Origin of the sequence: Aeromonas sp. S2(2024) (assembly GCF_041402505.1) — a bacterium.
Taxonomy (GTDB): domain Bacteria; phylum Pseudomonadota; class Gammaproteobacteria; order Enterobacterales; family Aeromonadaceae; genus Aeromonas; species Aeromonas media.
The window spans coordinates 42,529-67,323 of the sequence record NZ_JBGLRL010000009.1 but is presented as its reverse complement, the minus strand read 5'-3'; the positions used below and the strand labels follow the sequence as shown (position 1 = coordinate 67,323).

Below are 24,795 nucleotides of genomic sequence, written 5' to 3'. Positions count from 1 at the left end.
GTTTCCTCTTCTCCCCGAGTCGTTGCATGCTGACAGAAAGCCACTTCCACGCCCCCTGGTGGGCTCGCAATGCCCACCTGCAAACCATATTGCCGAAGTGGCTGCGCCGCGCGCCGGCCCGCTTCATCCCGGAACGGTTCGAACTCGCGGATGGGGACTTCGTCGATCTCGCCTGGAGCGGGCCCATCAGCCCGGATGAGCGGCCGCTGCTGGTGCTGTTTCACGGCCTGGAGGGCAGCATTCACTCCCACTATGCCAAGGGACTGTTTGCCCATCTGCAGCGGCAGGGCAACGACGCCGTGCTGATGCATTTTCGGGGGTGCAGCGGCGAGCCGAACCGGCTGCTGCGAGCCTACCACTCCGGCGCCATCGAGGATGCAGAGGCGCTGATCGCCGAGCTGGGTCGCCGTTTTCCCGGCAAGCCACTGATCGCCATCGGTTATTCTCTGGGGGGCAACATGCTGGTCAATCTGCTGGCGCGGGCTTGTCCGGATGAACTGACCGCCGCCGTGGTGATCTCGGCACCCCTGCAACTGGCGAGCTGCGCCGACAGGGTCAATCAGGGATTCTCACGGGTGTATCAAAGCTACCTGCTGCGCACCATGCGAGCCAATCTGCTGAGCAAGATCCGCCATCAAGCCGCAGCACAGTCCCGCTGGCAACCGCAGCAGGTCGACCGTATCGCCACCCTGCGCGACTTTGACGAGCAGGTCACGGCCCCGCTCCATGGCTTCGACAGCGCCGATCACTACTATCAGACCTGCTCCGGCCTTGGCCTGCTGGCGCGCATCCCCATCCCGACCCTGGTGATCCATGCCGCCGACGACCCCTTCATGACGCAGGCCGTGATCCCCACACCGGAACAGCTTTCCCCCCTGGTGCGCTACGAGCTGAGCCGGTGCGGTGGCCACGTGGGTTTCCTGCACGGTACGCCCTGGCGCCCCCGCTTCTGGCTGGAGGAGCGGATCAGCCAATGGCTGCGGGAGCAGACTCAGGATGCGAGCCGGTAGCCGTTGCGCCCCTCTTCCTTGGCCTGGTAGAGAGCACCATCGACCCGCTCGAGCAGCATGACCAGGCTCTCTCCCTGACGCCACTGAGCAATCCCCTGGCTCAGGGTGAGATGGGGAGCCACATCTGAGCCTTCGTGGGGCAACGCCCTGGCGGCCAGGGTAGAACGAATACGCTGCGCAACCCGTTCACCAGCGGCCAGATCTGTCTCCTGCAGCAACACCACGAACTCTTCCCCACCATAGCGGGCCACCAGATCGCCGGGTTCGCGCACGCTCTCCTCAAGACATTCGGCCACCAGGATCAGGCACTCATCCCCCGCCTGATGACCGTAGCGGTCGTTGTATCGCTTGAAAAAATCCACATCCAGCAGGATCACCGTGAGCGGCACCTCCAGCGTTGTACCCTGTGCGATGGCGTGCTTGCAGACCCGATCGAAATGACGGCGGTTGGCAAGCCCGGTCAGGGGATCCCGATGGGCCATGGCATCCATCTTGCGCGCCAGCATCAGGTTGTCATACTCGCGCGACACCGCCAGCTCGAACCAGCGGTTGAGCATCCGCCGCCCCGTCTCCAGGATGATCAGCAAACCCCCGACCGCCAACCAGTGCACGGTGACGGACGGCACCATCACCCAGTGCTCCTCGAACAGCAGAAAGATCAGAGGCGGGGCACTCAGGCTATAGAAGACACGCCACTCGCAGTAGAAGGCGATCAGGGCCGTCAGCAGCAACAGGCTGACGATGTTGAATGCCAGGCTGAATCCCACGCTGAACTCGATGGTGGCAAGGGAATAGGCCATCAGAGCCCAGGCCATCCCCACAACATGGCACAACCCCAGAGCCAGGGCTGCCATCGCGATGTTCCCTGGCGAGAGCACCAGCGCCAGACCAGGGGAGTCAGCACGCTGGCCAGGATCACCAGGCCTATCTGCCACTCATACCCCCAGGGCAGTCCAGCGATCGCCACCTGCTGGGCATCCTGATACATATAGAAGCGAGCCAGCAGATAGAGGATCGCCAGCTGGCTGATGGCCCAGAACCAGCGCAACCCCGCGCTCAGGGCGTGCCGACGCGCATCCTGAAGATGCTGGTCGACGTGACTGGTTGGGTGACGCTGTTCAACTGATGCCATGGAAACCCTCGCGCAGGTCCAGATAAACTCCTTGCGCTTGCCGGTCAGACACCGACAATATCCGCATCGCTATGACTGAAGATGAAATCATGATTATCCCTTGGCAAGAACTGGATCCCGATACCCTCAACAACCTGCTCGAGCATTTCGTGCTGCAAGAAGGCACCGAATACGGCGAGCAGGATGTCAGCCTGGCCGACAAGGTCGAGGAGGTCAGACAGCAATTACTACAAGGTAGTGCCGTGCTGGTCTACAGCGAGTTGCATGAAAGTGTCAACGTCGTGCCAAAGACGCATTTGAGCAATGCGCCCGCCGACGATCTCCGGCAGGAATGACCCACGATCTGAACGACGTCAGGCTCAGCCACCCGGGGTACAGGCGGGAGAATGCCGCGCCGGAGAATGCGGTCACCTCATCCGCAGTCTGACGCGCTTCACACGCAGTTATGTTATGCCCCCATTCGGCAATATCAGCCCCGCCAGGGCGCCTGCACATGGAGGGCGACGGGGATCATGGTACAGCCGGGTCATGAAGGCGCACTTGACCGCACTTTGAACCTGCCCTTATAACGGAACTCCCAAGGAAGAGAGAATTCTATGTCGGCCAAGCATCCCATCATTGCGGTTACCGGTTCGTCCGGTGCCGGCACCTCCACCTCCACCAACGCCTTCCGCTCCATGTTCCACCAGCTCGGATACAAGGCAGCCGTGGTCGAGGGGGACAGTTTTCACCGCTATACCCGGCCCGAGATGGACGTGGCGATCCGCAAGGCGCGCGAGCAGGGGCGCCACATCAGCTACTTCGGCCCGGAGGCCAACGACTTCGGTCTGCTGGAATCCTTTTTCCAGGAGTACGGCCAGAGCGGCAGCGGCCAGTACAGACGCTACCTGCACAGCTTCGACGAGGCGGTCCCCTTCAACCAGATGCCGGGCACCTTCACCCCTTGGCAGGCGTTGCCGGGGGAGACGGACCTGCTGTTCTACGAAGGGCTGCACGGCGGCGTGGTGACCGGTGAACACAACGTGGCGCGGCACGTGGACTTTCTCATCGGCGTGGTGCCCATCGTCAACCTGGAGTGGATCCAGAAGCTCATTCGCGATACCTCTGAGCGCGGCCACTCCCGGGAGGCTGTGACCGACTCCATCGTCCGCTCCATGGATGACTACATCAACTTCATCACCCCGCAGTTCTCCCGCACCCACATCAACTTCCAGCGAGTGCCGACGGTGGATACCTCCAACCCCTTCAGCGCCAAGGTGATACCCAGCCTGGACGAGAGTATGCTGGTGATCCGGTTTCGGGGCATCAAGCAGGTGGACTTCCCCTACCTGCTGTCGATGATCGACGGGGCCTTCATGTCCAGAATGAACACCATAGTGGTGCCGGGGGGCAAGATGGGTTTCGCGATGGAGCTGATCCTGCGCCCCCTGATCCAGCAACTGTTAGAAACCGGCAAGATTACCTGAGCCAAGGAGCTTATGATGCGCGGTGCACTTCTCTCATTCACACTGGCAGCCCTGCTGGGCGGTTGCAGCGCGGGCCCTGCCGCCCCCACTGTCGAGACGGGGACCATGGTGGTACGCCCGGCAGACAACTGGCCCTACGGGGCGACGCCACGCTATGCGCTGGCGGAGCAGTTCCAGTACGCGGGCAACAGCGCAGCACCCTGGCTGGACCCGGTGCAACGAGCCGTCACCCAGACGCTCGATGGCAAGGGTTGGCGCAGTGTGCCCCTGGATGAAGCCGACGTCTGGGTCGCCATCGGAGTGGCAGGCAGCCAGGACATGAGTGATGGGGAGATATTTTCCCGCCTCGGCATGACCCCAGGCCTGAATGCCGCCGCCGATGCGCGCAAGGGCACCCTGGCCATACTGCTGATCGACAGGCGCACCCAGCAAAGTGTCTGGAGCAGTGCCATCCAGCTCGCCAGCGACGTGCCCATCGCCGAGGATGCCCGCAGCCAGCTGAGCCAGCAGCTCGCAGCTCAACTCCTCGGCTCCCTGCCCGCCCAGTGACCCTTACCCATAACAAAACGGCCTGCGTCAAGCAGGCCGTTTTGCATACACGCCGTTGCCACGGCATGGCGATTACTTCAGCTCGCAGGTCAGCTGGGTCACACCACTCTTGATCAGGGTGGCCTGCTTGCCCTGTTGGGAGAAGGTGGTCACCCCATCGGAATAGCTGGCGGTCTCTTTGGGCGACTCGATGCGACCCAGCTTGTAATACACCCCGGCATAAGGGAACTGCACCATGTCGGCCTGGGCATCATAGGTGATGGCCAACAACTCTTCCCCGCACTGATACTGACTGTATTGATACTGGGTGGGCTGCGGCATGCTGCAGGCGGCCAGTCCGAACAGGGGAAGCAACATCATCATTTTTTTCATCGCACTTTCCTTATGTCATGGCGTTATCTACGGGACAAACTACAACTATCAAGCTTCAAGAATTTGATAACTATGGGTAATTTCTACCGCTTTTTCCAACATCAGGGACACTGAACAGTACTTTTCCATCGACAAGTCGACCGCGCGGGCCACCTGTTTCTCGGCCAAGCCCTTGCCGGTCACGACGAACTTGAGGTGGATCTTCTCGAACACCCGAGGCACCGAGTCGGCACGCTCCCCTTCCAGCTCCACATGGCAGGCGGTCACGCTCTGGCGCGCCTTCTCCAGAATGGAGACCACGTCGATGGAGCTGCACCCACCGACAGCCAGCAGGATCATCTCCATCGGGCTGGCACCTTCGCCCGGGTTGGCGCCGTCCAGCGTCACCTGATGACCGGACTCGCTCTCGCCCACAAACTTCATGCCTTCCACCCAGCTGACCTTGGCTTTCATCTCACTTTTCCTCTCAATGACGACGGTTCTGACGCCCATAGCATACCTCAAGCAGGGGTCGAGTGGCACATGCCCATCACCTTGCGCCACCCCCTGCTTCATGACCGTCTCACCCGGCACCGCGACTTGTTCCGAAACCACGGCAGACCCTGAAGGAAATAGATCGAAATCAACATCTCTCCCCCCCTTCTTGCCTAGAATGGCCCGAATGGCGCAGCAGATCGATGCACAGAGATGGACAGCAAAGTCCCAAAGCCTTGTCAGCACAGACAAAGGCTCTTATTCTACTGCGACCAAAGACTAAGGAATGGCAAGCTTGGCAACTTGCCTGGACGCACAGTCCATAAAAATGACACTACAGAGGAAGTCTCATGATCATTGGCAAACCGCAAAGCGATCCCACCCTCGAGTGGTTCTTGTCGCATTGCCACATTCATAAGTATCCCGCCAAGAGCACCCTTATTCATGCCGGTGAAAAAGCGGAAACCCTCTACTACATCGTCAAGGGTACCGTCGCCGTCCTGATCAAGGATGACGAGGGCAAGGAGATGATCCTCTCCTACCTGAATCAGGGGGATTTCCTGGGCGAGATGGGGATGTTCGAAGAGAACGAGAATCCGGAGCGTTCCGCCTGGGTACGTGCCAAAGGTGCCTGTGAAGTCGCCGAGATCTCCTACAAGAAGTTCCGCCAGCTGATCCAGGTCAACCCGGACATCCTGTTGCGCCTCTCCGGCCAGATGGCCAAGCGCCTGCAGCACACCAGCCAGAAGGTCGGCAACCTCGCCTTCCTGGACGTGACCGGCCGGATTGCCCAGACCCTGCTGAACCTGGCCAAGCAGCCGGACGCCATGACCCACCCGGATGGCATGCAGATCAAGATCACCCGTCAGGAGATCGGCCAGATCGTCGGCTGCTCTCGCGAAACCGTCGGCCGCATCCTCAAGATGCTGGAAGAGCAAGAGCTCATCTCCGCCCACGGCAAGACCATAGTGGTGTTTGGCACCCGCTGACCGGGTTCCCTGACGGCTCAGCACAGGGCCGTTGGATAAAAAAGGCTGCCACGGCAGCCTTTTCTGATCGTCTCCCCTATAATCCCGCACGCCCTTCCCCGGCCTCAACCAAGCGAGTGTGTATGCATCTTCAATGTCCCCTGTGCCGCAGCCCCCTGCATCTTCATGAAGCCTCCCGCGGGGTCTATTGCGACAACAAGCACCATTTCGATCCGGCCCCGGAAGGTTATCTGGATCTCATTCCGGGCAAGAAGGATCCCAAGGACAGCGACAGCCGGGCCCTGCTGCGTGCCAAGCGCCGCTTCCTGGAGCAGGGACACCAGCTACCCCTGGTGGAGGCCATGGCAACCCTGCTGGCGCCGCTCGGCGAGCGCGAGCTGATCCATCTCGGCTGTGGTGAAGGGTACTACTGCCGCGCCCTGGCAGAACGCCTGCCGGGCTGGCAGTTTGGCGGCATCGATCTGGCCAAGAACGCCATCTTCGCCGCCAACAAAGCGCAACCCGACGGCCATTTCGTCATCGCCGATCCGGCCAAGGCACCGCTGCTGGCCGGCTCCGCCCAGGTGCTGCTGGTCAACGATCTCAAGATCAAGACAGAGCTGCTGGTCAGCCTGCTGACGCCGGGTGGCTACCTGCTCCACCTGCAACCCGGTCCGCGCCACCAGTGGCAACTGAGAGTCAGCCTCAACCCGGTGAGCATGGAGCACCCCCTCAGCTGGCCGGCCCTGGCAGGGCTTGCGCCCGTTGAGCGGCAACGCTGCCAGTTCTCCATGCCCATGGATCAGGCTCTGCGCGCCCATGTGCTGGAAACCAGTCGCCTCGGCTGGCGCGCCGGCGGTGAGCAGCGTCACGCCTTCACCCACCAGGGGCCGGACGAGCTGGAGCAGGATCTGCTGTTGAGCCTGTGGCAAAAACCCCTCTGAACCCCATGAAAAAAGGCCCGTACGGGCCTTTTTTTATTGGCGTCTCTTACTCGAGAGGACGTCCGTTGACGGTGAAGGAGAGATCCGCCTCCGGTGCCGAGATGGGCCTCTGAACCAGGGTCTGGGCGGCGCAGATCACGGCGGCGTCCAATGGCTCGCTGGCCGTGGGCACGTTGACATGGAACTTGTTCATCACGTTGGCATTCAGGCGATGATTGGCCAGCCGGAAGTGCAGCAGGCCCTCGCGGGTCTCCACCTGCAGTTGGCAATCCCCTGTCCTGGGCCGCTCGCCGTCATCACCATAGCTGAAGCCGTAGGCACCGTGCAGAGCTGGATAGAGGTAGCTCGGCAACAGCCCGCGAGGATCGTAATACCCCACCAGGGTGGTCACCGGCACGCCGAATGCCTGCGGCTTGCGCGGAGTCCGTGGATCCACCACAGGCCCTTCGTTCCAGCGGCTGCCGTCCGAGGTGTAGCTCTTCTTGAAGCCACGGGAGACGGTGATCTGCTGGCCATTGACGAAGAGGATGCTGTTGTAGCTGGCAGCGTGATCAACGGTCAGGATGCGCCCCGCATTCCCGGCTGCGGCTGGCGGCGCCTGGATGTTGCGCGTCCAGTTGCCATCCCACATGGCTACCTTGACCAGATCATATTCCGTCAGCAGGGCCGCCAGCTTTGCCTCGCTCAGATCGTTGATGGGCACGCTGATCTGCTCCAGCTGCTCCACCCTGTGCTGGTAGGGCAGCATGGTGGCGGTGGCGGCATCCCACTTGCTAAACCCGGTCGGGGAAGCGGCATCGAACACCGCCTTGCTCTCGAGGAAGCGCTGGATGATGGCGGCCGAGTTCGGGGTATAGAGGGTGAAGCGGTTGAAGCCGGAGAAGGGCGAGCCACCCGCCATGGCATCAAAACCAAACGGGTGGCCCTCGAAAGGCGCCTGGCACTGGCCGTCGAGACAGGCACTCTGACCGCTGCGGCTGGCGCCGAAGTTGGGAATGAAGCGATTGCGATCCCCATCCCAGCCCCAGCTCGAATTGACCGCCTCCGCGCTGCGGTGTACGGATCCCAGGAAGCCGCCGACGTAATGACCGAGACCATAATTGTGGCCCACCTCGTGGCTGAATTCGTTGCCAAGGGAGCTGTCGAGCGTGACGATGCCACCGCCACCGGAGCCGCCGTGCACCTGGATGCCGTTGGCGTACTTGCCACGGCTGTTATGGGCCGCCAACTGTGCCACCACATAGGGATGGCTGCTTTCCCCCTCGCCGGCGGTGCTGTTGATGCCGTAGTTCGCGTTGTCTATCCCGTGGGAGATCAGCTCCTTGCCGATACGCTGGCGCATGGTGCCGGTGTGCCAGCCCCCCTCGCTCGGGTCAAAGTCGGTGAGCAGGGTGCCGTTTGGCAGCATCACCTCCGGCAGCGACAGGGGGGCATACTGGCTGACGATCAGCCGGCTGGTGGGCACCGTCTGGAAATATTCCCGATGGGCCTCGGACTCCCTGGCGAAGGCAAACTGATTGCGGGGCGTGGTCAGCATGCCGATGTCGATGGTGTGGATGAGCAGCTCGCTCGGGGCCCCAACCTGCAGATCCACCAGTTCACCGCTCTGCGTCCCCTGACTCAATTGCAGGCTCAGGCCAGGCTGGATCCAGTCGGCTGGCAGCACGGCGCTCCAGGCGTCGGTCGCATAGCGGATGCCGTTGTTCTCGAGCTCCCCGTCCCTGATCCACTGGCCATTGACGAACTTGAACTGCAACGTCTGACCACGGGAGAGCGTCACCTGACGGCCACTGTAGCGCACCGTCGAGTTGTAGCCCGCATTGGAGCTTGCACGTACCATCTTGCCCTCCAGGGCGGCCCCCTCCGGCAGATAGATATCCCTGACCCAGCGGCCATCGGCGGTCTGCACCTCCACCAGTGCATGCTGCTCCAGGCGATCGCTCAGCAGGGCTGCCGTGGTGTCATTCAGCAGGGCCAGCTCGGCGCTGCTGCTGATGATAGTGGTGGTCCCCGCTCCCGGGGTGAAGTCGACCCCCTCCTCCGGCGAGCCATCGAGATAATAGGCCGTCTTCGGCAACTGCTCAGGCGGGTTGAGGGTGAGCGTCCCGAGCATCTGCCCGGCGCCGTCTCGCGCCGTCACCGTCATCGGCACGCCGGTCTCGGCTTGCAGCGGCCTGACCAGCAGCAGGCTCTTGCGCAAGGCAGTCAACCTGGGCTGGCTGTCCCCCTCGGCGACATGGGTCGGCAGGATCTGGCTCTGGGCAAACTGGACCTGCGCCGCCAGCGTGCCTTGCAGGTCGTTGGTCGGGGCCTGGGTATTGAAGGGCAAGGAGGGGGGAACCTGGACGGCGGCCAACAGGGGGCCACTCGCCAGGGCAGCCATGATCAGGCTGGCTAACGGTGTTTTTTTCATTGTTATGGTTCTCGTTGTGATGGGCATGTCCACATGCCCTGCTGTTGGAAGCCTGAAAGACGATCGGCACATCCGTCCACTGCACGTGACAGGGGCGGCCAGACTAGTGCCGGGGCCGCCCCAGAGACGCTTACCGACTCGGCGTCGTCCCCTCGCGCACCCCGGGATCCCCCGCAGCGATGCGGGCATTCAGGGTCTGGTGGATAGTCCGCCACTGGGATGCGAAGAAGATCCCCTCCTGACGACCGGCGGTCATGAGGTTGCTGTTGCGATAGGGATCCGTGTTACCCGTGTGCCATAGCCCCAGGTTATGACCCAGCTCGTGGGCCAGGGTCAGGGACTGACCCAGCTCGTGGGCCAGGGTCAGGGACTGACCCAGCTCGGTGGCGTTGCCTGGGCAGGCCGCGCGATAACCCGCCCGGGGGGGCGCGTCGTCCGGCCCTATCCCCATGGACGAACCGGCCCCGGAGCCGCTGCAGGCTCGCGCCGGATCCTTGTAACTGCGGATCACATAGAGGTTGGAGAAGACCTGTCCCCGGTTCGGGATCCAGCCCTCATCGAAGGGCGCCTCCCGCTCGGAGCGATCCGCCTCGTAGGATTCGCCGTCACCGTCCCGGTCCCACTCGTGCACCAGAACGCCGTTGTCGATCCAGCTGAGCTGGAGGTTGTAAGGGGCGTAGCGGCGAGTGATATCGCGCTGGATCAACACGCCATCGTCCCACAGATGGGTCTGGGTCTCCCCCGGATAGGCGATGTAGCTGTAAGAGAGGGTCACCGCCTTGGGGGCAGTGATGACGAGACGCACGAGATCGACCCGCTCGCCGTTGGCCAGGATCGCCAGGTTGGTCTCCCCGGCCTGCAGCCCGCTCAGCACCAGCCGATCTTCACCATCCCCCGACTGGATCTGGAGCGTCGCCAGAGCCGGATCCGTGATGACATAGCTCAACGCCTGAGCTTCGGCCCCCGGCAACCTGCGGACATGGAGCACCTCCCCGCCGCCGGCGCTGCTCAACAACTTTTCTTTGAGAGGGCGGCTCAGGCCGGGGTCGAACGCCAGCCGATTGGCAGGATCCGGCAGTACCTGAGCATGAGGATAGAGCGCCTGCTCCTGCACCCCTTCGGCGCCAAGCCAGAACTGGCCCGCCTCATTACGCTTGAAACCCTGCCTGTCGCTACCGGCCAGGTAACGCAGGGTGAACTGGTAGTCCCGATCCGCCAGCACAGGGATGGGGGCACTGGGGGTGAAGGTGGTGCCACCGCTGAACGTCAGGGGACCGTCATAGAGCACCTCGCCACTGTCAGGATCCCTCAACAGGAGTACGAACTGACGGTTGTTGCCACCCCAGTGTCCCTCCTTCACCTGGAATGTGCGAATGGACAGCCTCTCTCCCAGCAGCGGCAGGCTGTCTCCATTGATACGGAAGGGGCGGCTCAGCGCGTCGCCAACCACCATGAAGAGAGTGTCGTTGATGACGGGACCCTCATCCCAGAGCGTCCCCAGCACAAGCATCCTGGCGGGCAACTCGCGCGCTGGATCATAAATGGTCACCGGCAACGAGAAGGTGGTGGTGATGCTCCCCCACCCCTTGAAACCATCCTCCGCGGGCAGACCATCGTCCTTGACCTGGTACTGGGCCACATAGCTGCCCGGCACTTGGGTATTGACCGTGCTTTTCTGGCTGATACGAGCCGTGAGATCGCCATCCTCGGCATCCCAGGCCGTCAGCAGGGGGGAAAAGGTCGCCCCCAGTGGCAGCATCTGGGCAAAATTGTTGACCAGCCCCTCCTGGCTGTAGATCTGGGGCGCGCTGTTGTCCTTGCGAAATGCCCCCGTGGTACTGCTCTGCTGGGCCATCGCCAGCGGCGCAAGCAGCACCCAGCCGAGCAGGGGAACACTCGCCCGCAACAGGGTGTGATGATTCTTCATGGGGTCTGTCCTTCATAGGGAATAAATGCTGAGGCATTCTTGTTGCGATGGCAGGGCCGTTGGCCCTGTCAGTGAAAAAGGGTGAGAAGGGATGGGGCCAGGCCCCATCCCGGATGGCTTGTCAGTTACAGCTGGCCACCCCCTGATCCACCCAGACCGCGGCCTTGCCGGGTTCATCGCCCTTGGTCCAGTACTGGGCCTTCCACTTGCGCCCGTTGTGGTTGGTGAGGTCACCGGCGTTGTAGGCCACACCCGCGTTCCAGCCGAGCTGCACCGGGCTTATCAGCTTCCACTGATCCGCCGTCTGGCTTGGCTCGTTGCCCTGGGTCCAGTACTTGGCCTGCCACACCAGCTGGTTGTGGCTCACCTTGGTCTCGGCGTTGTAGACGGTGCTGGCGTTCCAGGCCGGCCAGTTGGCCGCCTCCGGATCGCTTGCCTCACAACCGCCACCGGTGCTGACCGGCTTGACGGTGAGGCGGGTAGCGGCACTGGCGTCAAGGGAACCGTCTGTGACCACCAGGGTCAGGTCATAAGCGGTGTCGCTGGTGACGCTCGGACCCGTGACCACCAGGGTGGCACTGTCCTGGCCGGTGGCGGTAAGACCCGCTGGCAGGCTCCACTGATAGCTCAGGGTGTCACCGTTCGGATCGGATGCCGTGGCCTGGATGGTCACCTGCTTGCCGGACTCGACGCTGGCACTGGCCGGGACGCTGACCACGGGCGGCAGGTTGGGCTGCGGCGCCTTGTTGGTCACCACCACCTGATCCTTGGCGGTGAGGCCCTGATCGTCGGTGACGGTCAGCTCGAACACCAGGTTGACGTCGGCACTGACGGCGTCCAGCACCACGCGGGCCTTGGCCTGGGTGGCATCGAGCAGGCTGGCCTGGGGGCCAGAGACCTGCTTCCAGCTGTGGGTCAGCACCCCGTTTTCAGGATCATGGGAGGCGGAGCCGTTGAGAGTCACCTCGGTCGGGCCGGTGACACTCAGATCGCTGCCGGCATTGGCCAGTGGCGGCTTGTTCGCCGGTGGCAGGGTGCCCTCGCCATGGCCCAATCCCTCGTGCATGGCGTTGAGGATGTCGCCGTTGTCCGCATCTATCTCCCAGGCAAACAGGCCGCCGAGCTGGTTCGCCAGCACGTACTGCCCCTTGGCCTTGACCGAGCGATCGTTGTCGAAACTGATGAGATCGCCGCTGCTGGCCTTGAAGACATAGGGGGCCTCGGCCACCTCGTCATAGCCCTGCTCCCAGCCAGCGCCCATGCGGTTGTTGACGATGTCGCGGTAATCCACCACGCCGTTCTCCCAGGTGCCGGTTACCGGCCCGGTGGCGGTGCCGGTGAAGGGGTTGCCAGCCTGATAGCCGTTCACCCCGGTCCAGCCACGACCATACATGGCGGCGCCCACCACTATCTTGCCCGGCGTAACACCCTGATCCAGCAGTGCCCTGACGCCCTTGTCGGTGGTGTACTTGGTGGCCGGATCCCAGCTGGAGGCAAAGAGGTTGGTCTGGTGGGCCAGGTTGTTCAGGTCGAAGGCGCCACTGAAGTCGTAGCTCATCAGGAAGATGTGGTCCATGTACTGTTGGGCCGCCTGATAATCCACCTTGGCAATCTTGTCACCGCCGGCGCTGATGGCCGAAGTGAGCTCATACTGACGTCCGGTCTCGGCCTCCAGTTCGTCGAGCATGGCGCGCAGTTCCTGCATCAGCACCACATAGGTGGCGCCATCGCTCGGACCGCCCAGGCTGGGGTTGGCGCCCTGGCCGCCCGGGAACTCCCAGTCGATGTCCACGCCGTCGAAGAACTTCCAGGTCTGCAGGAACTCCTTGACCGAGGTGACGAAGGTGTCGCGCTTGGTCTTGTCCCCCAGGAAGTAGAAGGGATCGGAGAGGGTCCAACCCCCGACCGAGGGCAGGATCTTGAGGTCAGGACGGGCCTGCTTGAGCGCCATCAGGTTGCCGAAGTTGCCCTTGTAGGGCTCATCCCAGGCGCTGAGGTTGCCTTGGGACATCTGGATCGCCGCCCAGGGATCGTGGATGGAGACCTTGAAGTCCTCGCGACCGGCACAGGAGCGCTGCAGCGCCTCGAAGCTACCAGAGATCTCTTTGAGGCTGTCGTTGATGCCGTTGCCGCCGCAGATGGGGGTGAAGCCGTAGAGGATGTGAGTCAGGTTCTGGGCCGGGATCTTGTCCACGGTGAACTTGCGACCGTAGACGCCCCACTCCACGTAGTAGGCCCCCACCACCTTGCCGGACTTGTTGGCGTAGGGCTTGTTGTGCTCCTTGAGGGACGCATTGAGCGGCGCCAGGTGGCTGCCGTCGGTGTCGGCCACCACTATCTCTTTCTTGTCGGAGAGGGTGCAGCCGTCGGCGTTGCACAGAGCCACCTGCATCTGATAGCGGCCGCCCTTGGTCACCTTGAAGTTGGCGGTACCCGCGGCGGACGCCGGGCCGGACCACACCTCATTGCCATCGAGCAGCACCTTGGCGGTCTGACCCACGTCGCCGGACCAGAGGTTCCAGGTCACGCTGACCGGGGCACCATCCTTGTGGACGGTCACCAGCTGGTTGTAGGCCGAGGCGGATTGATTGACTTCGACGATGGCGAACTTGGTGGGGCCCGAGCCTATGGTGGGTTTGCCCGGGGCAGCGGCGAAGGCGGAGGTAGCACAGAGCCCCCCGACAAGGAGCGCCAGCAGGGAAAGTCTTGGACTTAACATATTTGAACTTCCTTATTTCGTTATTGGAATTAACAACGAAAAAGGCAACGCAACCTGACAGGTAACGCAGACATCATCGCAACCATGGCTTGGCCCATGGACGATACAACCTGTGGTGGCCCCGCTATCCTAGGCACTTTGACCCTTAGACCGGAGGCTTTGCGTCCCGGACTTTCATCCGGTTTGCCTTTTTGCACAACTTGATTTGCGACAAAAATAATCGCCGAATGACTATAGGTGGGAGCAGGAAGGGATGCTACCTAGTAAAAATGACAGCAAACAGGACTCACTTTTCGCAATTGTTCGCGAACATGCCGGCAAGCTGGCGCCAACATCGGTGATGCTGGCGCCTGATGATCATTCATGAACGAACCTATCAATGATTGATTGTGTGAAGCCTGTCACTGTATTGGCAACAGCAGGCTGTTCATCAATGCCCGCAGCTTGAGCGGCTTGACCGGTTTGCTGACGTAGCCAAAGCCGTGCTCGCGGATCTGCGTCTGCAGCTCGCTCTTGCGATCCGCACTGATGATGATGCCGCCGATGCCATTGCCGTGGGCCAGCCGGATCATGTGCAGCGCCTGCAGTCCCGTCTTGCCATCGTCCAGGTGATAATCCGACAGCACCAGTTGCGGCAGGAAGCCGTCGCCGATGAGGGATAGCGCCTGCTCCTGGTTCTGGGCGCAGCGCACCTCGCAACCCCAGCGCCCCAGCAGGGAGGCCATGGCGATGAGGATCTCCTCCTCGTTGTCGATGCAGAGCACCCGGATCCCCTCCAGCTGGCTGTCCCGCACCACGGGGGCCGCCACCTGGCTCGGCATCACGGGCCGGGTCGCGAGGTTGAGGGTGATGGCAAACACCGAGCCCGCCCCCGGCCAGCTGCGCAGGGAGAGCTGGTGGCCCAGCACCTGGGAGATGCCGCGGGCGATGGCGAGCCCGAGGCCGAGCCCCTGCTCCCTCGCGGTGCGGGAGTGATCGAGGCGGGAGAATTCGTCAAAGATAGCCTCCTGCTTGTCCAGCGGGATGCCGGGGCCGTTGTCCCACACCTCGATGCGCACCTTGTCCCCCAGTCGACGGCAACCGAGCAGCACCCGGCCACCGGGGTTGTAGCGAAACGCATTGGTGAGGAAGTTCTGCAGCACCCTCCGCAGCAGGCGCACGTCGCTGTAGACGGCGAGGCGACTCTCCACCACGGAGAACTGGATCTCTCCCGCCTGGGCCAGCACCCCAAACTCGGCCTTGAGGTTGTCGAACATGTCGCGCAGGGCGAAATCGAGCTTCTTCGCCTTGAACTTGCCCGCCTCCAACCGTGAGATATCCAGCAGATCCGTGATGAGATCTTCGGTCGCCCCCAGGGCATCGTCGATGTGGCGGGCAATGCGGGCCGGCTCGTCTTCCGGCGGCAGCATCTCCAGCAGGGAGGAGGTAAACAGCTTAGCCGCGTTCAGCGGCTGGGTCAGATCGTGGCTCACCGCCGCCAGGAAACGGCTCTTGGAGTGGTTCGCCCGCTCCACCTGCTGGTTCACCAGCAGCAGTTGGCGGTTGAGCTCGGAGAGTTCATGGGTACGCTCGGCCACCCTGGCTTCCAGATGCTCATTGGCTTCGCGCAGCACCCGCTCCGCCGCCCGGAAGGGGGTGATGTCGGTGAAGGTCATCACGAAGCCCCCCGCCGGCATGGGATTGCCCTGCATCTCGATCACCCGGCCATCCGGCCGCTCCCGCGCCGAGACATGGGGGCTGCCCCGCTTCATGAAGGCGACCCGCCGCGCCACCTGGGCCTCGATGTCTCCCGGGCCGCACAGCCCCTGCTGCGCGTTGTAGCGGATGATCTCCTCGATGGCGCGCCCCACCTGGATGAGCCCGTGCGGATAGTGGAACAGCTCGATGTAGCGCCGGTTCCAGGCCACCAGCCTGAGTTCCCGGTCCACCACCGAGATCCCCTGCCCCATGTGCTCTATGGCCCCCTGCAGCAGGCCACGGTTGAAGCGAAACACGTCGGAGGCCTCGTCCACTATGGTGGCGATCTCCTCGAGCTGCATGTTGCGCCCCTGCAGGGCAGAGGCCAGCACCAACCGGGCGGACGAGGTGCCAAACACCCCGGCCAGCAGCCGCTCTGTGTGGGCGATCAGATCGGCCGACGCCTGCATCTGGGGTGCCAGGGTGCCGCCCCGCTCGCCCGCGAAGCGGCCGAAGGCGCGCTTGACCCGGCTCGAGCCGACGAAGCGGGCCGCCAGCATCTCCAGCTCCTTGACCGAGACCCGCGCCTGATAGAGCGCCGTGGTATCGCGGCTCGGCTTGCCGACGAAGTTGGCGGCCTGCAACCGCTCGCTCACCGCCGCCCGCGACAGCAGCGAACCCGCCACGTAACCTGCGAGGTTGAGCGAGAGGCTCAGGAAGATGCACCAGGCCCCCAGGCTCAGATCGCGAAAGGCAGGCCAGTCGGGGGGGGCCAACAGTGCCTCCAGCGGCGAGCCCGCCAGCAGGCCGCTCTCGGCCAGCAGGGTCACGAACCAGAGGCTGACCCCGAGGGAGAGCCCGAGGTAGACCCCCTTGCGATTGCCGTGCCGCCAGTAGAGGCCGAGCAGCAGGGCCGGGGCGAACTGGGCCACGGCGCCGAACGACAGGTAGCCGATGCGCGACAGGCTGGTGAGATCCCCGAGCCAGAGATAGAGCACCCAGGCCGCCAGCAGGATTAGCAGTATGGCGCCCCGGCGCACCTGCAGCAGCAGCCGCATCAGCCGTTCATCCCGCCCCTGCTGCCAGAAGCGGCGCAGCAGCACCGGCAGCACCAGATCGTTGCTGACCATGATGGCCAGGGCGATGGTGCAGACGATCACCATGCCGGTGGCCGCCGAGGTGCCGCCGAGAAACGCCAGCATCGCCATGCCGTCGAAGCCCAGCGACATGGGCAGGCTTATCACATAGGTGTCCGAGGCCATGTCGGCCCCGACCCACTGCTTGCCCGCCAGTGCCAGCGGCCAGATGAAGAGCCCCATCAGGAACAGGTAGAGCGGGAACAACCAGCGCGCCCAGTGAAGATCCTGACCCTGGTTGTTCTCCACCACAGTCACGTGGAACTGGCGTGGCAGGCAGATGACGGCGCACATGGCCACCAGGGTATAGATGGCGAGCTCCAGCAGGCTGCCCGGCGACACCGCCACCACCGCATCGAGAAAGTCCCCAGCTACCAGGGTGCGGGCCTCGCTCGGCCTGGCAATGATGAGCCAGAGCGCGAAGCCCCCCACCGCCATGAAGGCGAGCAGCTTGACCACGGACTCGAAGGCGATGGCTACCACCATGCCGCGATGGTGCTCGGTGGCGTCCAGGTTGCGGGTGCCGAACAGGATGCTGAACAGCGCCAGCAACAGGGCGACGCCGAGGGCCAGCTCGGCCGTGTTGCCCGTGGGCCCCGCCGGTACAGAGTTGGCCATCAACAGATCCAGCCCTGTGACTATGGCCTTGAGCTGCAGCACCAGGTAGGGAAGTATCCCCATGACGGCGATCAGGGTGATCACCATGGCCAGGCGCTGGGACTTGCCATAGCGGGCGGCGATGAAGTCGGCGATGGAGGTGATGTGCTCGCGCTTGGCCACCAGGATGAGGCGGGCCAGCAGGCGCCAGCCAAACAGGAACACCAGCATGGGCCCCAGGTAGATGGGCACCGGCGACCAGGGGGATTCGCTGGCCTGGCCCACTGTGCCGAAGAAGGTCCAGGAGGTGCAATAGACCGCGAGCGACAGGCTGTAGAGCAGGGGCTGGCCCTTGAGCCGACGGCGCTTGCTCTTGTCCGCCACATAAGCGATGAGGAACAGCAAGCCCAGATAGGCGAGCGACAACCCGATCAGCAGCCATCCTTGGTGCATCTACATTCTTCCCTTGTTCAGATGTGTTGAGCGCCGCGCCGGCTCAGCGTGCCGGCGGGCAACCGTCATTGAGTGTGCCCGCTCAGGCGGCGGCGCCCTCATGCTCCCCGCGCAGCCGCAGGACGAAGACCGGCAGCACCACCAGCACCATGATGAAGAAGATTCCCCCACCGAGCGGCTCGAAAAGCACACCGCAGATCGCCATCAGGGCTGCCACCGTCATGCCGAGGCCGAGCGCCGCATAGAGCGCCTGGGTGGGGATCTGCTGCTCGGCGGGCAGCTGGCGGGTCATGAAGCGCACGGCGCCGAGGTGGCTGATGCAGAAGGTGACCCCGTGCAGCAGCTGACCCAGCACCAGCACCGCCAGCTCGGTAGAGGCGCCGAGCAACACCCAGCGCACCACGCAGCCGACGGCCCCCACCAGAAACAGGGTCTGGGCCCCGAAGCGGTGGAAGAAGCGCTTATCCGCGGCAAACATGGCGATCTCCGCCACCACCCCCAGGGCCCACAGGTAGCCGATCAGGGTGCCGCTGTAGCCCGCCCCCTTCCAGTACATGGCGCTGAAGCCGTAGTAGGCGGCATGGCTGCCCTGCAGCAGGGCGGTGATGAGCAGGAAGCGGCGTACCGGGGCCGACTTGAGGGTGACGAGCAGGGAGGCTCGGGCCCGCTCCCCCTTGAGCTCCTGGGGTGCCGGTCGCAGCGGCAGCGCACTCAGCGCCAGCATGGCCAGCAGTCCCGCCACCATGGTATGCAGCACCCAGTCGCTGCCGAAGTTGCTCACCAGGGCGCCCACCAGGGTGGAGGCGACGATAAAGGCGAAGGAGCCGCACAGCCGCACCTTGCCATAGTCGAGGTGCGTCTGCACCACCATGCGGGTGGCGAGCGCCTCCCCCATGGGCATCAGGGTCGGGTAGATGAAGTTCGCTACCAGGGTCAGCACCACCAGCCACCAGAGGCTGTGGCTGAGGTAGAAGCCCAGAAACGCCAGCAGGCTCAGCAGGCAGAGCAGCCGGGTGACGGGCAGCAACTGACCTGCCCCCTTGACCCGCCCCATCACCATCAGGTTGCCGGCAAAACGGATGGCCATGCCGACCCCCAGCAACAAGCCTATCTGCTCGGCGCTCACCCCTATGCCCTCGAGCCACAGGGACCAGAACGGCAGATAGGCGCCGTAGACGAAGTAGAAGGCGCCAAAGAACAGGGCTAACCAGGAGAAGGCGGGCATAGGGGCTCGGCAGCGTGACAAGGGGCACAAATGATAACCGATTTTGGCGCAGGGATCCCCAGGGGCAAGGGCAGATAAAAACGATGAATATCAATAAAGTTGAACCTTTGTCACATCCCTCTGTCTATCTGGATAACACCGCTTCCTGATGAGTGTTGCAATCCTTCTACCCGCCCCTGGCGGGTTTCTTTTTGGGGCCAACTCAGGCCGGCCCGCCAGAAACAGAGAAGGGGCCCTGGGGCCCCTTCATCATCGTCATGGACGAATATCAGAACACGTACTTGACCCTTGCACTCAGGTTGCGGCCCGGCTCGGTCTGGTTGCTGGTGTCCGCGCTGGCGGCAAGGCCCGTGATGCTCTCGTAGCTGACGTACTCCTTGTCGAACAGGTTGAAGACGCCGACGTTGAGCTGCAGATCCTGCATCGGCTTGAACTGGGCGTAGATATCCACCACGCCCCAGCCGGCGCTCTTGATGTTGTCGTTGCCTCTGACATCCTTGCCCACCTTGTCCATGTCGTCGGCGAAGCGCAGGGCGGTGTTGATGTTCCAGTTAGGCTGCTCCAGACGCACCCCAAGGCTGCCATTGAACGGGCTCAGGCTGTTGATGTAGTTGCCGTCGCCGTCCTTGCCCTCGATGTAGGCCAGGTTGCCCCAGACGTTGACCAGCTCGTTCAGCCAGTAGTCCGCCTTAACCTCGGCCCCCTTGGTGGTCGCCCTGTCCAGGTTCTGGTACTGATAGATGGCGGTGCGCCCTTCGGTGCCCACGGCGGTCAGCTCGATGAAGTCGTCAAACTGGTTGTAGAAGGTCGCCACCTCGTAGCTGAAGCCGCCGCTGCTGCCGCGCACCCCGAGATCGATGCCGTCGCTGCTCTCGGGCTTGAGGTTAGGGTTCGGCTCGATGCGATAGCCGTAGGCCTGGTGGTTCAGGGTGGAGAAGGCGTTGTCATACATGGGCGCCTTGAAGCCGTGGCTGTACTGGGCGAACAGGTTGGCCGCCTCGTGCGCCTTGAACACCAGCCCCAGCTTGGGGGAAAACTCCCCTTCGGAGATCTTCTGCATGTTCTCGCCGGTGTAGGCGGGATCCTCGTCCGGGGTCATCTTGTAGTAGTCGTAACGGGCGCCCGGAGTCAGCACCCAGCGCTCGCCAAACTTGATCTCGTCGAAGGCCCAGAGCGCGCTGCGTTCGCTGGTGGTGGACGGGAAGCTCAGCTCGTTGTAGCCGACGAAGTCACCGGGGACGGTCGGCCCCTTGAAGCGGGTACGCTCGTTGTCGGTGTGCTCATACTCGACACCCCAGGCCAGACGCTGGTTGACGAGCGCCTTGCTGAACTTCACCTGAGCCCCCAGGCTCTCCTGCTCGAAGCCGTTGTGATCCAGGGAGTTCTTGGTCACATAGGGATTGCCCGGGTTGACCGGATACTTGGAGGAGGCGTACTGATCCAGGGTCTGCTTGGTGCGGGTGTAGTAAATCTTGCTGTCCATCCGATCCGCCCAGGGGGCGTTCAGGGCCAGGCCGTGATCCAGCACCAGGGAGAGGTTGTCGGTGTCTTTATCAGTGATCGGCTGGTTGAAGACGGAGCCCGCCTTGGTCAGATCGATGGCATCCGGATCCTGCCCCTCGGTGAAGTAGTCGACCGTCAGCTTCAGGAACTGATCATCGGAGAGGTTCCACTTGCTCTTGAGCAGCACCGCCTGGCTGACGATGTCGAACTCGTCCTTGTCGCCGTCATGGTTCTGGGTCACCCCGCCGTCGCGCCAGGTGTAGCGCAACAGGTTCTCGAACTCACCGCTGCGCAGCGCCCCCGTGATGCCAGCCATCTTCTGGTGGCTACTGGAGGCATAGCCGGTGGTCGCGTCCAGGTAGCTCTCCTTCCCCTTGAGGAAGTCGCCGGCATCCTTGGTGGTGATGGCGATGACGCCCCCCAGGGCATCGGAGCCGTAGGCCGCGGACGCCGGCCCCTTGGCCACTTCCACCTGCTTGATCATGTCGGTGTCGAAGTAGGTCTGGCCCACACCGCCATTCTTGTAGGCGTCGTTCTGGCGCACCCCGTCCTGCACCACCTTGACCCGGTTCTCGCTCATGCCGCGAATGGTGAAGGTCTGGGCATCCCCCGCCCCGCCCTGCACGCTCACGCCCGGCTCATAACGGAACAGATCGGCGACATTGCTGACGACCTGCTCTTCGATCTGCTCCGAGGTGATGACGGCGATGGGGCCGGAGACGTCTTCCAGCTTCTGCTCCATGCGAGAGCCGCTGACGACCATGACTTCATCCGTTTTCTTGTCTGCGGCGAAAGCAGGGGATACCAGCCCGGCCGCCACGGCGAGGGCAATCAGAGAGGGGGTGTTGTTGTGCGCCACTGCAAAGTCCTTATTGAGAATTATTATCAACCGAACGGCATCTTACCCAGACAGCCACAAAGATCAATAATAAAGTTAATCATTCTCATTTCCCTTTATTTCTAACCGGTTTTACACTAGCGCCTCTTTTTTCCTGCTCGCCATGCTGCCATCGTATGGTGCTGTACCTTTGCCAATCTCTGCCTTTGTGAGTGAGATGCCATGACTCGACGACTCCCCCTGCTCGCCCTGCCCCTGCTGCTGACCGCCTGTGCCACCCCGCCGCAGAGCGAGGTGCCCCGGACCCTCTATCACTACCAGCTTGGCGAGGGGATGGACGACAGGCCCCTCAGCTTCGCCCAGGCGGTGGACAGGGTCAGGGATGCCGACATAGTGCTGGTGGGCGAGCTCCACAGCCACCCGGCCGTGCACCTGTTGCAGGCAAACCTGCTGGCGGAGCTTGCAGGCATGTCGCGCGTCGATGGCCGGGCCCTCGTGCTCTCCATGGAGCAGTTCACCCGCGCCGAGCAACCCGTGCTGGATGCCTACCTGGCCGGGCGCATCGGCGAATCCACGCTGATCCGGGACGGCCATGCCTGGCCGAACTACCCGAGCGACTACCGCCCCCTGGTGGAATTTGCCAAGGCGCAGCAGCTGACGGTGATCGCCGCCAATGCTCCCAAGCCGCTGGTAAGCTGTGTCGGTCAGGAAGGCCCGGAGTGGCTCGACAAGCTGCCTGCCAGCCGCCGCAGCCAGCTCGCCCGCGAGCTCACCCTGGGGGATGACGGCTACCGCCAGAAGTTCATGGCCTCCATGCATCATGGGGATGCGGACGGCAATGCCCGCCGCTTCGCCGCCCAGACCAGCTGGGACGACACCATGGCCGAGAGCATGGTCGATTATCTCGAGCAGCATCCCGGCCGGCGCATCATGCACATCGCTGGCAACTTCCACGTGGAGGGGGGACTGGGTATCGCGAGCCGCATCGCCAGCCGCAATCCGGCGCTGAGAGTCGCCCTGGTGGTGCCTGAAACTGGCTCCCAAGATGGCAAGGCCGTCCCCGGACGGAGTGCCGACGTGCGGGTGCACATAGCCCCCCTGCCGGAACGCTGGCTAAATGCAGCGGAAATGAAGCAAGATATGGGCGCGCTGCATCAATCCCGCAGCCGTGACTGCAGCCAGTGGCTGCAACCCTAATCTTCCAGGATACGGCGGGTAAAATATGGACGTGTTACTGATCATCGATGTGCAGCAAGGGGTCATGAAAGCGACCCATCACCAACAGCCACAGGTACTGGCCAACATCAACCGGGCCGCTGCCCACGTCAGACAGCAACATGGCCGGGTCATCTACATCCAGCATGACGACTTGCCAGGGGGCGAGCTGGAGCCCGGTACCCCGGGCTGGCAACTGCACCCGGCCCTACAACCCGCCAAGGGGGATAGCCGGGTACGCAAGACGGCGTGCGACAGCTTCCTCGAGACCGAGCTGGCCTTCCTGTTGGCCGAGCAGTCCGTCGACAGGCTGATCCTCTGTGGCAGCAACACCGATTTTTGCGTCGATACCACGGTACGCAGCGCCGCGGCCCATGGCTTTGAGGTGCTGGTGTTGCAGGATGGTCACACCACAGCCGATCGTCCCCACCTGAGCGCCGAGAAGATCATCGAGCACCACAACTGGATGTGGCGGCATCTGGACCTGCCCGAAGGCAGAAGCATAACCCTGCTCACCACGGATCAGCTGCTCGAAGCGGCTCAACCCGCGCTGGCGTGCTAATCTGCCCGCCTTGAAGTGATCACCTGATTGGAGTCTTGCGTGCGTCTATTCTCTGCCGTTGCCCTTGTGCTGTTGTTACCGGCGATCACGGCCTGCTCCGGAATGCCGGGCACCACGCCCGACGGCCCGGCCCCCCTGTTTCATACCAACATCAACGAAGAGGGGAGCAAGCGCTTCACCTTCGAAGCCGCTCCCCTCGACGTCCTGCCGAGTCGGTTGCAGGAGGATGACAGCCAGCTGAGCCGCAACAGCAAGAGCCTGCTGGAGCGCCGCGAGGCCCTGCAGGATGAGCAACTGACCGAGACGCTGGCGGCGCGCAACTATTGCCGCACCGGCTACATAGTCCTCAGCCAGACCTCCTGGAAGATCCGGGGGGAGTGCAACGAGACCGCCACCCAGGCCGATCGCGACGCCTTCCCCAACAAGGCCTCCTGGCAGGAGTGATCCCGATTGGGGGACAGGTAACAAAACGGGCAGCCCAGGCTGCCCGTTTTTCATCTCATGACCCCGCACCTCAGACGGGTGCGTCCGTCTCGCTGGTCAACTCGGCGCCGTTGTCGACGCGCTTGTGCCCTTCCACCAGATGGACGAAGTCCACCAGCTCGTCACCGGAAACCCGGAACGCCTGGCCGAAGCCCTTGACGAACAGACCCTGCTCGGGCTTGAGACGAAACAGCACGAAGTCCTTGAGGTTGGAGAGCCCTTTGACGATGTCGCCGAAACGCCCCTCCAGCGCCGCTATCGCCTTGCCCCAGCGCTCGTCATCCCGCGCCACTACCTCGGCCACGGCGTCAAAGGTGAGTCGCTTGCGGGCGAACAGTTCGCGGGCGCCGGTCTCGTCCTCGATCAGCATCAGGGAGACCTTGGGCACCTGTTGCAGGTTGCGGGCATGGCGGGCTATCTCGGAGATCAGCACATAGTAGCCATCTTCCTGCAGCACGAAGGGGGCGTAGCTGGCATTGGGGTTGCCTTCGCCATCCACGGTCGCGAGCTGCAGGGTACGGCAACCGTCACGAAATTCGCGGATCTCCGGTTGCAGACGGTTCTGCAGACGCTCCTGACGTTCACTCATGCTTTCACTTCCTCTTGATACTGGTGGCGCAGGGCCTTGAAACGCTCCACCTGGTCAGGCAGCAGCTGACGCTGCTCGTCACGGCCCAGGTAGATCTTGAAAATGCAGCGACCGCTGTGGCCGAAGAACTGGAAGGAGTGCCCCTCCTTGCCCATGAACAGCTTGCTGACCAGGGCAATGCCGACCACGTTGTCGAGCTTGAGGTGGCCGTGCATCTCGCCGTCCCGACCCATCAGGTTGTAGTAGCCACGGGCCGTCTTGCCCTTGGGGAAGGGGGCCTTCACCTCGAAGATGGAGCCGTCAGACTCCACAATGGTGGTCACCTGACCCCAACTGGCCAGATCCGCCAGCAGGGCTTCGGCCTGATCGCTCGGCACCAGCGTCATCAGCTCGGCGGGCAGGTGGCGCACCACCTCCCACTCGCTGACGGCCAGCTCGGTGGCGATGCTGGAAGGATGGGCGCTGGGATCTTGTTCCAGCAGCGCATGAATGCGTTGTGCAATGCTCATCGGTTCTCCCTGGATGATCTGGCGATGGTACTCG

General features: G+C 63.1%; 20 protein-coding genes, 1 pseudogene and 1 riboswitch. Of the genes and pseudogenes, 9 read left to right on the top strand and 12 right to left on the bottom strand.

Translation table 11 applies throughout. The annotated features are described in order from the left end of the window. Positions 1–26: 26 nt before the first annotated feature. A complete protein-coding gene (locus ACB039_RS11350) occupies positions 27–1,010 on the top strand; it encodes a hydrolase (RefSeq protein WP_371165708.1) in 984 nt (327 codons plus the stop codon). On the opposite strand, the gene ACB039_RS11345 is transcribed toward ACB039_RS11350, so the two are convergent. Together ACB039_RS11345 and ACB039_RS11340 are read right to left on the bottom strand one after the other, a co-directional pair. Further along, a complete protein-coding gene (locus ACB039_RS11345) occupies positions 992–1,492 on the bottom strand; it encodes a diguanylate cyclase (protein ID WP_371165743.1) in 501 nt (166 codons plus the stop codon). The genes ACB039_RS11350 and ACB039_RS11345 overlap by 19 nt on opposite strands. Positions 1,493–1,549: 57 nt before the next feature. Beyond that, positions 1,550–2,142, bottom strand: a pseudogene (locus ACB039_RS11340) (membrane-associated sensor domain-containing protein); the annotation flags it as partial. An 89-nt stretch (positions 2,143–2,231) separates the two neighbouring features. Here ACB039_RS11340 and ACB039_RS11335 point away from each other — a divergent pair. The 3 genes from ACB039_RS11335 to ACB039_RS11325 all read left to right on the top strand — a co-directional run bounded on the left by ACB039_RS11335 (position 2,232) and on the right by ACB039_RS11325 (position 4,157). Then, entirely contained in the window at positions 2,232–2,477 is a 246-nt protein-coding gene (locus tag ACB039_RS11335; RefSeq protein ID WP_043133008.1) for a YheU family protein, read from the top strand. A gap of 261 nt (positions 2,478–2,738) precedes the next feature. Further along, on the top strand, positions 2,739–3,608 hold the full coding sequence (locus ACB039_RS11330) for a phosphoribulokinase (protein WP_005330514.1): 870 nt from the start codon (positions 2,739–2,741) through the stop codon (positions 3,606–3,608). Positions 3,609–3,623: 15 nt separating this feature from the next. Then, positions 3,624–4,157 carry a hypothetical protein gene (locus ACB039_RS11325; RefSeq protein WP_371165707.1) on the top strand — a complete coding sequence of 178 codons (534 nt, stop codon included), beginning with the start codon at positions 3,624–3,626 and terminating at the stop codon, positions 4,155–4,157. Positions 4,158–4,229: 72 nt separating this feature from the next. On the opposite strand, the gene ACB039_RS11320 is transcribed toward ACB039_RS11325, so the two are convergent. Further along, the gene (locus tag ACB039_RS11320; protein ID WP_005330517.1) at positions 4,230–4,529 is read right to left on the bottom strand and encodes a hypothetical protein; all 300 of its coding nucleotides are present in this window, start codon (positions 4,527–4,529) and stop codon (positions 4,230–4,232) included. 48 nt (positions 4,530–4,577) lie between these two features. Further along, complete coding sequence (locus tag ACB039_RS11315) at positions 4,578–4,982, bottom strand: OsmC family protein (protein ID WP_041206318.1); 405 nt, start codon at positions 4,980–4,982, stop codon at positions 4,578–4,580. 371 nt (positions 4,983–5,353) lie between these two features. On the opposite strand from ACB039_RS11315, the gene crp reads away from it, so the two are divergent. Then, positions 5,354–5,992, top strand: a complete 639-nt coding sequence (crp, locus tag ACB039_RS11310) for a cAMP-activated global transcriptional regulator CRP (RefSeq protein WP_025328082.1) — start codon at positions 5,354–5,356, stop codon at positions 5,990–5,992. Positions 5,993–6,114: 122 nt separating this feature from the next. Beyond that, complete coding sequence (locus tag ACB039_RS11305) at positions 6,115–6,915, top strand: putative RNA methyltransferase (protein WP_371165706.1); 801 nt, start codon at positions 6,115–6,117, stop codon at positions 6,913–6,915. 46 nt (positions 6,916–6,961) lie between these two features. Here ACB039_RS11305 and ACB039_RS11300 read toward each other — a convergent pair whose 3' ends face one another. From ACB039_RS11300 to ACB039_RS11275, 6 genes are all read right to left on the bottom strand, one after another. Further along, a complete protein-coding gene (locus ACB039_RS11300) occupies positions 6,962–9,328 on the bottom strand; it encodes a M66 family metalloprotease (protein ID WP_371165705.1) in 2,367 nt (788 codons plus the stop codon). Positions 9,329–9,458: 130 nt separating this feature from the next. Beyond that, positions 9,459–11,255, bottom strand: a complete 1,797-nt coding sequence (locus tag ACB039_RS11295) for an immunoglobulin-like domain-containing protein (RefSeq protein ID WP_371165704.1) — start codon at positions 11,253–11,255, stop codon at positions 9,459–9,461. A gap of 121 nt (positions 11,256–11,376) precedes the next feature. Beyond that, positions 11,377–13,974 carry a glycosyl hydrolase family 18 protein gene (locus ACB039_RS11290; protein ID WP_371165703.1) on the bottom strand — a complete coding sequence of 866 codons (2,598 nt, stop codon included), beginning with the start codon at positions 13,972–13,974 and terminating at the stop codon, positions 11,377–11,379. A gap of 111 nt (positions 13,975–14,085) precedes the next feature. Next, positions 14,086–14,172: riboswitch (cyclic di-GMP riboswitch) on the bottom strand. A gap of 203 nt (positions 14,173–14,375) precedes the next feature. After that, positions 14,376–17,837, bottom strand: a complete 3,462-nt coding sequence (locus tag ACB039_RS11285; RefSeq protein WP_371165702.1) for a NahK/ErcS family hybrid sensor histidine kinase/response regulator — start codon at positions 17,835–17,837, stop codon at positions 14,376–14,378. A gap of 82 nt (positions 17,838–17,919) precedes the next feature. Continuing rightward, a complete protein-coding gene (locus ACB039_RS11280; RefSeq protein ID WP_371165701.1) occupies positions 17,920–19,062 on the bottom strand; it encodes a 3-phenylpropionate MFS transporter in 1,143 nt (380 codons plus the stop codon). Between the two features lie 268 nt (positions 19,063–19,330). Next, positions 19,331–21,424, bottom strand: coding sequence for a TonB-dependent hemoglobin/transferrin/lactoferrin family receptor (locus ACB039_RS11275; protein WP_371165700.1), 2,094 nt, complete (start codon positions 21,422–21,424; stop codon positions 19,331–19,333). 201 nt (positions 21,425–21,625) lie between these two features. Between ACB039_RS11275 and ACB039_RS11270 the strand changes: the two genes are divergently transcribed. From ACB039_RS11270 to ACB039_RS11260, 3 genes are read left to right on the top strand one after another with little or no spacing between them, the layout of a single operon-like run. Next, positions 21,626–22,600, top strand: a complete 975-nt coding sequence (locus ACB039_RS11270) for a ChaN family lipoprotein (protein WP_317841360.1) — start codon at positions 21,626–21,628, stop codon at positions 22,598–22,600. A 25-nt stretch (positions 22,601–22,625) separates the two neighbouring features. Then, positions 22,626–23,180, top strand: coding sequence for a cysteine hydrolase family protein (locus ACB039_RS11265; RefSeq protein WP_182786230.1), 555 nt, complete (start codon positions 22,626–22,628; stop codon positions 23,178–23,180). A gap of 39 nt (positions 23,181–23,219) precedes the next feature. After that, on the top strand, positions 23,220–23,624 hold the full coding sequence (locus ACB039_RS11260) for a hypothetical protein (RefSeq protein WP_371165699.1): 405 nt from the start codon (positions 23,220–23,222) through the stop codon (positions 23,622–23,624). 70 nt (positions 23,625–23,694) lie between these two features. Here ACB039_RS11260 and hutZ read toward each other — a convergent pair whose 3' ends face one another. Beyond that, complete coding sequence (hutZ, locus tag ACB039_RS11255) at positions 23,695–24,252, bottom strand: heme utilization protein HutZ (RefSeq protein WP_005329149.1); 558 nt, start codon at positions 24,250–24,252, stop codon at positions 23,695–23,697. Then, on the bottom strand, positions 24,249–24,761 hold the full coding sequence (hutX, locus tag ACB039_RS11250) for a heme utilization cystosolic carrier protein HutX (protein ID WP_005329147.1): 513 nt from the start codon (positions 24,759–24,761) through the stop codon (positions 24,249–24,251). The genes hutZ and hutX overlap by 4 nt, the downstream gene beginning before the upstream one ends. Positions 24,762–24,795: the final 34 nt, after the last annotated feature.

What these genes read in the sequence shown, in the direction of transcription:
- ACB039_RS11335 (WP_043133008.1), top strand. Translation starts at nt 2,232, where the DNA reads ATGATTATCCCTTGGCAAGAACTGGATCCCGATACCCTCAACAACCTG.
- ACB039_RS11320 (WP_005330517.1), bottom strand. Translation starts at nt 4,529, where the DNA reads ATGAAAAAAATGATGATGTTGCTTCCCCTGTTCGGACTGGCCGCCTGC.
- ACB039_RS11270 (WP_317841360.1), top strand. Translation starts at nt 21,626, where the DNA reads ATGACTCGACGACTCCCCCTGCTCGCCCTGCCCCTGCTGCTGACCGCC.
- ACB039_RS11285 (WP_371165702.1), bottom strand. Translation starts at nt 17,837, where the DNA reads ATGCACCAAGGATGGCTGCTGATCGGGTTGTCGCTCGCCTATCTGGGC.
- ACB039_RS11325 (WP_371165707.1), top strand. Translation starts at nt 3,624, where the DNA reads ATGCGCGGTGCACTTCTCTCATTCACACTGGCAGCCCTGCTGGGCGGT.
- ACB039_RS11305 (WP_371165706.1), top strand. Translation starts at nt 6,115, where the DNA reads ATGCATCTTCAATGTCCCCTGTGCCGCAGCCCCCTGCATCTTCATGAA.
- ACB039_RS11345 (WP_371165743.1), bottom strand. Translation starts at nt 1,492, where the DNA reads ATGGCCCATCGGGATCCCCTGACCGGGCTTGCCAACCGCCGTCATTTC.
- crp (WP_025328082.1), top strand. Translation starts at nt 5,354, where the DNA reads ATGATCATTGGCAAACCGCAAAGCGATCCCACCCTCGAGTGGTTCTTG.
- ACB039_RS11295 (WP_371165704.1), bottom strand. Translation starts at nt 11,255, where the DNA reads ATGAAGAATCATCACACCCTGTTGCGGGCGAGTGTTCCCCTGCTCGGC.
- ACB039_RS11280 (WP_371165701.1), bottom strand. Translation starts at nt 19,062, where the DNA reads ATGCCCGCCTTCTCCTGGTTAGCCCTGTTCTTTGGCGCCTTCTACTTC.
- hutX (WP_005329147.1), bottom strand. Translation starts at nt 24,761, where the DNA reads ATGAGCATTGCACAACGCATTCATGCGCTGCTGGAACAAGATCCCAGC.
- hutZ (WP_005329149.1), bottom strand. Translation starts at nt 24,252, where the DNA reads ATGAGTGAACGTCAGGAGCGTCTGCAGAACCGTCTGCAACCGGAGATC.
- ACB039_RS11265 (WP_182786230.1), top strand. Translation starts at nt 22,626, where the DNA reads ATGGACGTGTTACTGATCATCGATGTGCAGCAAGGGGTCATGAAAGCG.
- ACB039_RS11330 (WP_005330514.1), top strand. Translation starts at nt 2,739, where the DNA reads ATGTCGGCCAAGCATCCCATCATTGCGGTTACCGGTTCGTCCGGTGCC.
- ACB039_RS11315 (WP_041206318.1), bottom strand. Translation starts at nt 4,982, where the DNA reads ATGAAAGCCAAGGTCAGCTGGGTGGAAGGCATGAAGTTTGTGGGCGAG.
- ACB039_RS11300 (WP_371165705.1), bottom strand. Translation starts at nt 9,328, where the DNA reads ATGAAAAAAACACCGTTAGCCAGCCTGATCATGGCTGCCCTGGCGAGT.
- ACB039_RS11290 (WP_371165703.1), bottom strand. Translation starts at nt 13,974, where the DNA reads ATGTTAAGTCCAAGACTTTCCCTGCTGGCGCTCCTTGTCGGGGGGCTC.
- ACB039_RS11350 (WP_371165708.1), top strand. Translation starts at nt 27, where the DNA reads ATGCTGACAGAAAGCCACTTCCACGCCCCCTGGTGGGCTCGCAATGCC.